Source organism: Streptomyces rishiriensis (genome assembly GCF_003112535.1).
GTDB lineage: Bacteria > Actinomycetota > Actinomycetes > Streptomycetales > Streptomycetaceae > Streptomyces > Streptomyces rishiriensis.
In genome coordinates, this window is sequence record NZ_BEWA01000018.1 from 153,960 (window position 1) to 160,660 (window position 6,701).

The 6,701-nt window shown below is 68.7% G+C and carries 6 protein-coding genes; 3 read left to right on the plus strand and 3 right to left on the minus strand.

Translation table 11 applies throughout. From position 1 onward, the window contains the following. Window positions 1-18: 18 nt before the first annotated feature. Window positions 19-891, minus strand: coding sequence for an alpha/beta fold hydrolase (locus Sri02f_RS30185; protein WP_031143661.1), 873 nt, complete (start codon window positions 889-891; stop codon window positions 19-21). 65 nt (window positions 892-956) lie between these two features. Here Sri02f_RS30185 and Sri02f_RS30190 point away from each other — a divergent pair, with 65 nt between their 5' ends. Beyond that, window positions 957-1,562, plus strand: a complete 606-nt coding sequence (locus Sri02f_RS30190; protein ID WP_109004500.1) for a CGNR zinc finger domain-containing protein — start codon at window positions 957-959, stop codon at window positions 1,560-1,562. Between the two features lie 34 nt (window positions 1,563-1,596). Here the strand turns inward: Sri02f_RS30190 and Sri02f_RS30195 are convergent, their stop codons facing one another. Then, a complete protein-coding gene (locus tag Sri02f_RS30195; RefSeq protein ID WP_031143657.1) occupies window positions 1,597-2,070 on the minus strand; it encodes a winged helix-turn-helix transcriptional regulator in 474 nt (157 codons plus the stop codon). Window positions 2,071-2,209: 139 nt separating this feature from the next. Here Sri02f_RS30195 and Sri02f_RS30200 point away from each other — a divergent pair, with 139 nt between their 5' ends. Further along, entirely contained in the window at window positions 2,210-3,223 is a 1,014-nt protein-coding gene (locus Sri02f_RS30200; protein WP_109004501.1) for an NADP-dependent oxidoreductase, read from the plus strand. 1,665 nt (window positions 3,224-4,888) lie between these two features. Here the strand turns inward: Sri02f_RS30200 and Sri02f_RS30205 are convergent. After that, window positions 4,889-5,776, minus strand: a complete 888-nt coding sequence (locus Sri02f_RS30205; protein ID WP_245970869.1) for an alpha/beta fold hydrolase — start codon at window positions 5,774-5,776, stop codon at window positions 4,889-4,891. A gap of 20 nt (window positions 5,777-5,796) precedes the next feature. Here Sri02f_RS30205 and Sri02f_RS30210 point away from each other — a divergent pair, with 20 nt between their 5' ends. After that, complete coding sequence (locus tag Sri02f_RS30210) at window positions 5,797-6,468, plus strand: TetR/AcrR family transcriptional regulator (RefSeq protein WP_245970870.1); 672 nt, start codon at window positions 5,797-5,799, stop codon at window positions 6,466-6,468. Window positions 6,469-6,701 lie beyond the last annotated feature (233 nt).

The following is a 6,701-nucleotide window of genomic DNA, read 5'->3' on the forward strand; positions in this document are numbered from 1 at the left end:
CTCGTCACGGTGGCAGAGTCACCGACTCGCCTCGACGGCCAGGAACGACCGCAAATGGCCCAGCAGCGCCTCCGGTTGCTCTTCCGGTATGAAGTGGCCGCACTCCGGGATTTCTGCTCCGGTGACGTCGTCCGCGTAGGCGCGCCAGATCTCCAGCGTCGGCAGGCGGGAGGGCAGCCCTGCGGAACCCCAGAGCGCCAGTACCGGCATGGTGAGGCGGCGGTCCTCGGCGGCGTCGATGTCGTCGAGGGCGACGTCCTGCTCCATGGCGCGGTAGTCGTCGAAACTCGCGCGCATGGCACCCGGGCGGGAGAAGGCTCGGACATATCCGTCGACCGCTTCGGGTGTCAGCCCGTGGCGGTTATAGGTCCACCGCTCGAAGAAGTACTCGAGATACCCGCGTATGTCGTGCCCCACGAGCCGCTCGGGAAGGTCGGGCTGCATCTGGAACAGCCAGTGCCAGTACCCGGAGGCGAGCGAGGCGTCCAGTCGGCGGAACATCTCCCGGGTCGGCACGATGTCGAGCACAGCCAGCCGTTCCACCTGATCGGGGCGGTCCAACGCCCAGCGGTGCCCCACGCGGGCGCCCCGGTCGTGACCCACGACGGCGGTCGTCTCGAAGCCGAGTGCTTCGACGAGGCCCGCCATGTCGGCGGCCATCCGCCGCTTGTCGTATCCGGTCGAGGGCTTGTCGCTCAGGCCGTAGCCACGCAGGTCGGGTGCCACAACGGTGTGGTCGGCGGCAAGATCCGCCAGCACCGGCTGCCAGCAGTCGGAGGTCTGCGGCCAGCCGTGGAGCAGGACGAGCAGAGGACCGGATCCCGCTCGGAGGTAGTGCAGGCGAACCCCGTCCACCTGCGTCACGCCCGTGGTCACGGTGGGCTGTCCCATGGCTGCGCCTCCCCGGCACGAACTAACCCTCTTAGGGGGTTAAACCTAACGTGCAGAATGAAGGCGTGGCAACGGACGACACGTGGATCTGGGACGGCGGGCGGGTCTGTCTGGACTTCACCAACACCCTCCGCCACCGGTGGCGACCCACGCCGGGGGAGACGCTCCGGAACCCGGGCGATCTCACCCTCTGGCTTCAGCGGGCCGGACTGCTCGCACCGGGCATCCCGGATCCCGTGGATGCCGCCGTCCTGGCATCGGGCCGACGGCTGCGCGAGGCGGTCGACCGGGCCGTACTCGCGGTCTCCGACGGCCGACTGCCCTCCTCCAGCGACGTCGTGCTGCTCAACGGATCGGCAGCACAGGCGCCCCGGCCGGCGCCGCAAATCGCCATCAAAGGCGGCCACTTGGAGCCCGCCGGCACCACGACCATGGCACCTGATCCCGCGACCGCGCTGGCACTGATCGCGCAGGACGCCGTAGACCTGCTCCTGTCGACCGAGATCCGGCGCGTACGCGTGTGCGGCGCGGACACGTGCGCCCTGCGCTTCCTGGACCGCTCCCCCGCCCACAACCGCCGCTGGTGCTCGATGTCCCGCTGCGGCAACCGCACCAAAGTCCGCCTCCACCAGGCCCGAGCCAGACGGAGTGAGCGCACCCCGGCGGGCTGAGCCCACCCGGACTCCTGCCGCCACCGCGCTCAGCTCACTCCGCGGGCCTCAGACGAAATGCGGGGCCGGGGACACTCTCGATGTCCTCCGCCTGCACGGCGTGGCCGCGTTCGCAGCGGATCTGGGCATCGACGTGCGCACCGCATCCTCGGTGTCGCGTCAGTACGGCCGGGCCCTCCGGGTCGGCGCGGTAGCGGTCGCCCCACTGCAGGAGCCCCATCACGGCCGGGACCAGATCCACGCCCTTCGGTGTGATCACGTACTTCGGCCGGCTCCGCGAACCCGGCTCCTTATAGGTCTCGGTGGCCAGGATCCCTTCCTCGACAAGCATCCGAAGCCGTGCCGCGAGAAGGTTCCGGGGACAGCCGAGGACACGTTCGAAGTCACTGAAGCGGGACGAGCCGTACCAGACCTCGCGCAGGATCAGGATCGTCCACTTCTCACCCACGACCTCAAGGGTCCGGGCGATCGAGCAGTTCGACATGTCCCGGTCGAGTCGGGTGTCCATGCCGGCGTCCTGAAGAGCTTCCGTCCTCGCATCCATGGGGGTGATTCTAACCCGACCTGAGTTTACTTTTCCATACTCAACAAGTAGCGTCATGACCACACGCAGACGACCGAGAAGATCACATGGAAAGGCGGCCGGCATGAAGGCATTCGTCGTCGAGAAGTACGGCAAGGACGGCGTGCGCGCCGCCGAGGTACCCGAGCCCAGCGTCGGTGACCGCGATGTTCTGGTCAGGGTGAGCGCCGCGAGCATCAACCCGCTGGACAAGATGGTCCGCAACGGGGAGTTCAAACAGCTGTTGAAGTACAAGCCTCCGTTCGTGCTCGGTCATGACGTGGCCGGCGTCGTGACGCGGGTCGGTTCCGCCGTGCGCGGCTTCGAAGTCGGCGACGAGGTCTACGCCCGTCCGCGCGACCTGCGGATCGGAGGCTTCGCGGAGTACATCGCGATCGACATGGACGACGTCGCGCCCAAGCCGGTCTCGCTCACCCCGCAGGAGGCGGCCGCGGTGCCGCTGGTGGCCCTGGCCGCCTGGCAGGTCCTCGTGGACCAGGCCCATGTGAAGCCGGGTCAGAAGGTGCTCGTCCACGCCGGTGCCGGCGGACTCGGATCGACGGTCATCCAGCTCGCCAAACACCTCGGTGCCACCGTGGCGACGACCGCGAGCGCTCATTCCGAGAAGCTGGTCAAAAGCCTCGGTGCCGACGTCGTCGTCGACTACAAGACGGAGGACTTCTCCAAGGTGCTGTCCGGCTTCGACCTGGTGCTGGACGCCGTGGGCGGGGCGAACCTGGAGAAGTCGCTGACCGTGCTGAAGCCCGGCGGCCTGGCCGTCAGCGTCGTGGGCCCGCCGGACGCCGGGTTCGCCAGGCAGCTCGGCGCTCCCTCCTTCCTGGGGCTGGTCATGAACGTGCTCAGTCGCAAGATCCGCAAGCAGGCGAAGGCCCTGGGCGTTCGCTACCAGTTCTTCTTCATGCAGGCCAATGGCTCTCAGTTGCGCGAGCTCGGCGCCCTCTACGACAGCGGGAAGCTCCGCCCGGTCATCGACCGCACCTTCCCGTTCGATCAGACGCTCGAGGCGATGGCGTACGTCGAGCAAGGTCGCGCCAAGGCCGGCAAGGTCGTGGTCTCGATGACGCCCGACAGCAACTGAGATCAGGCCGGTCACACGGCATCCTCCTGGCATGATCACGCGGGGCACGACGACGCGACGGCAGGGGCGAGAGACGCTCGCCGCGTCGTGCGGAACACCATCGACGGCTCGCGTGCCCCGACGCTCATGACGGACAGGGGAGTTGTCCAACGGCGTCCTCTGCCCCGGCCCCGAATCCAAGGGCTGCCGGCGGCCGCAACAGTCTGCGGAGCCCCGTGCCCCGCGTGCCTTGGATTGCATCCAGGGAAGTGGTGTACGGGTTCGACCTGATCCGGGTTTGCTCCGGCATCGGGTCGGTGCCCGCATAGATGAACGGCCATCGGCTGATCTTCGAGGTTTCGAAGCCCGAAGGACGTCAGCACGATGACCGCACCTGCCAGTGCCCCCGCACGCCCTCGCCGAGGACAACCTCGCCGCGCCGAGTCCCGATCCGCTGCGCGCGACGGTCTGAACGTTCGCCGACACGCTCATGCCCGGGACCTGCGCACATACGTGGCCTTCCTGTGGTTCACGCGACGCAGGCGGGACCGGCGTGATGCGTCCATGGACCACCGAGCGGCGTTCGAGTGGCGGCGGCGTCGTGATGAGCGTGGCCCTCGTTCGGAAGAGGCGAGTTGGGACCGGGAGGTGTCCACGGTCAACGACTTCTACCTGTGGGCAGGACGTCGTCAGGGCCGATCCCATCCGTCAGCGCGCGGGCTTCGGTGTGGTCGCCGTGGCGGGACGGGGCTGGCGGCACGATGGTGCGGCAAGTGCCAGCCGCGGCACTACGCCGCCCTGGTCGACGTGCGCTTCCGGCCCCGCATCCCGGCGCCGGCCCGGCCTGCGACGCCGACGGAACCCTCCGGATCCGACGTACGTACGGAAGCCAACCTGAGCCGGCTACGGAAGGAGAACACCGACCTGCGCCGCACTCTCGCTCTGTACGAGGAGGCCATCCGCCGGCCGGCTCTCGACATCGGCGCACTGCACAGCGGCGGCACCGTTCTTCCACTGCCAACCGCAGCAGGCCCGCGCCGCCCGGACCCTCCTGAATCCGACACCCCCCAGGCGCCTGGCGTGCGAAAGGACGTCGGGCGTAGCGCGCAGCCGACCACCGATGATCAAGGATTCACCTGCTGGACAGCGGACGAGATCCAGACCGGCGTTGCGCTGATGACCGAGCTCGGGCAGCTCGGCGGCGGCGGTCGGGCCCTGTACGGCCCTCGTCTCGGCGAGCGGAGCCTCAGGGACTGGTCCGGCGGCTCTCCCTGCCGCCCCCGGGCCGACTCGCCCAGCGGACCGGCCCGGGGCACGCTGGAAGGAGCGGCGTCGCCCACGTCGTCAAGGCCAGCAGCGAGGGCGTCGAGTGACTCTGCCCGGATACCACGATCGAGCGGATCGCCGCCCAGTGGCTGGAACTCAGGCGCTCCTCGTCGTGGTCACCGACGGCGCGGCCGGCGCCCACGTCTTCGACGCCCGTGCGGCACGTATCAGCCGTCCCGGCCGGAGGGTCGCGGCGGTGGACACCGCGGGAGCGGGCAGGGCAGCCGGGCGACGGCGCACCCCGCCTCGCTCACGCAGGATGCGCCTACCTCGGCCAGCCGCTCCGGCGGCCGGGGTCCGGCCTGCCGGATTCTCGCGCACGGACCAGGCGTCAGCGACTGCACCGAAGCCCTGCAGGCGTTACTCGTCGAGGAACTGAATGGCGTGCTTCAGAAACCGCTCGGGATACTGGAACTGCGCTCCATGCCCGGCATCGGGGTAGATCAGCAGCTGAGCGTTGGGGATGTTCTGGGCGAGGTGCCACGAGTTGATCGAGGCGATCATCACGTCGTTCTCGCCGTTGAGGACCAGCGTCGGCTGGGTGATCGCGTTCAGGTGGGCGTAGGGGTTCTCGCCCGGCAGCGGTTCCGCGTAGGCCATAGTCGCTTCGAACTGCGCCTGTGCGACCGCGGGCGAGCTCGGCGGGTCCTGGTCGGTCCGCTGGTGGCGGCGCTCCCAGAAGGCTTTGCCCGCTTGCTTCGCGGCTTCCGAGCGGCCGAAGAACAGGAAGAGGAAGTCCTCCAGGGTGGGGACTGGGTTCAGGGCGTACTGAGGCACCTGGGGGTCACTTGTCGGGTCCCCGCCTCGGAGGCCGGTGCCGAGCAGGATGAGCTTGCGCACCAGTTGGGGGTGGCGCAGCGTGACCTCCTGCGCCTGGAAACCGCCGAGCGAGAAGCCGAGCAGGTCGACCTGCTCCAGCCCCATTGCCCGGATGACCGCGGCGATGTCGTCGGCCATGTCCTCGATCCGGTTACGGGGCGTGCCCGATGACGAGGCGACGCCGCGGCCGTTGAACAGGATGACCTCCCGGCCTTCGGCCAGGCCGTCGGTGAGCAGCGGGTCCCAGTTGTCCATCCCTCCGCGGAAGTGCTGGACCAGGAAGATCGGGACGCCCGAGGGCTTGCCCCAGCGCCGGTAGGCGAACCGGTCGCCGTCAACCTCGATGTACTGAGTCGGTGCGGTCACATGCGTGTCACTCATGGCCTGAGCCTTTCGGGAGGGGGTGAGCAATACGATGACGATCGTCATCTAAAAAGTCAAGCTCTTTGATGTCGATCGACATCTATGTATGCTGGACCGTCGAGCGTCGACCGACGAAGGGACGGCTGGACATGCGGGTCACCAAGGCACAGGCAGAGCAGAACCGTGCCCACATCGTCGCGACAGCCTCCAGGCTGTTCCGTGAGCGCGGCTATGACGGTGTCGGCGTGGCAGAACTGATGGCAGCCGCCGGGTTCACCCACGGCGGGTTCTACAAGCACTTCCGCTCCAAGGCCGACCTGATGGCCGAAGCGTCCGCGAGCGGGCTCTCGCAGACCGTGGCACGGGCACAAGGTCTGGACCCCGCCGAGTTCGTCCAGCGCTACGTCTCGCGGGAGCATCGCGACGGGCGCAGCGACGGCTGCACCATCGCGGCCCTCGGCGGCGACGCCGCACGTCAGCCGGCGGACATCAGAACAGAGTTCGCGGCCGGGATCGAGAACCTGCTGACGGCCCTTCAGTCCCAAGGCGCTACGCCGGGAGATGCGGACCAGCGCGCGGCCCGCATGACGGTGATCGACATGCTCGCCCATTCGGTCGGCGCGATCATGTTGTCGCGGGCATGCCCGGACGGCTCTCCGCTGGCGGACGAGATCCTCGATGTCTGCCGCAAGGAGATTCTCGCGTCACTGGCACAGGCCAACAGCGACCAGCCGGCGGCAAGCAGTCCGGAGACCTGACCACAGCCGACCGACGCAAGCCCAGCTCAGCACTTTGACCAGCACGAAGCGGGCTCCCCGTCACCTCAGCACGAACACCGGCAGGACCACCCCGCCGCCCTTTCGGGCGACCTTCTGCAACGCGCGGTCCAGGCGCGGGGCGGGGGTGGGACCCGACGCCGTACAGGTGGGCAATCTTGGGAATCCCAGCAGCACGCGGTGGCGGTAGCCCTCCGGCCGACCCGCCCTAGCCG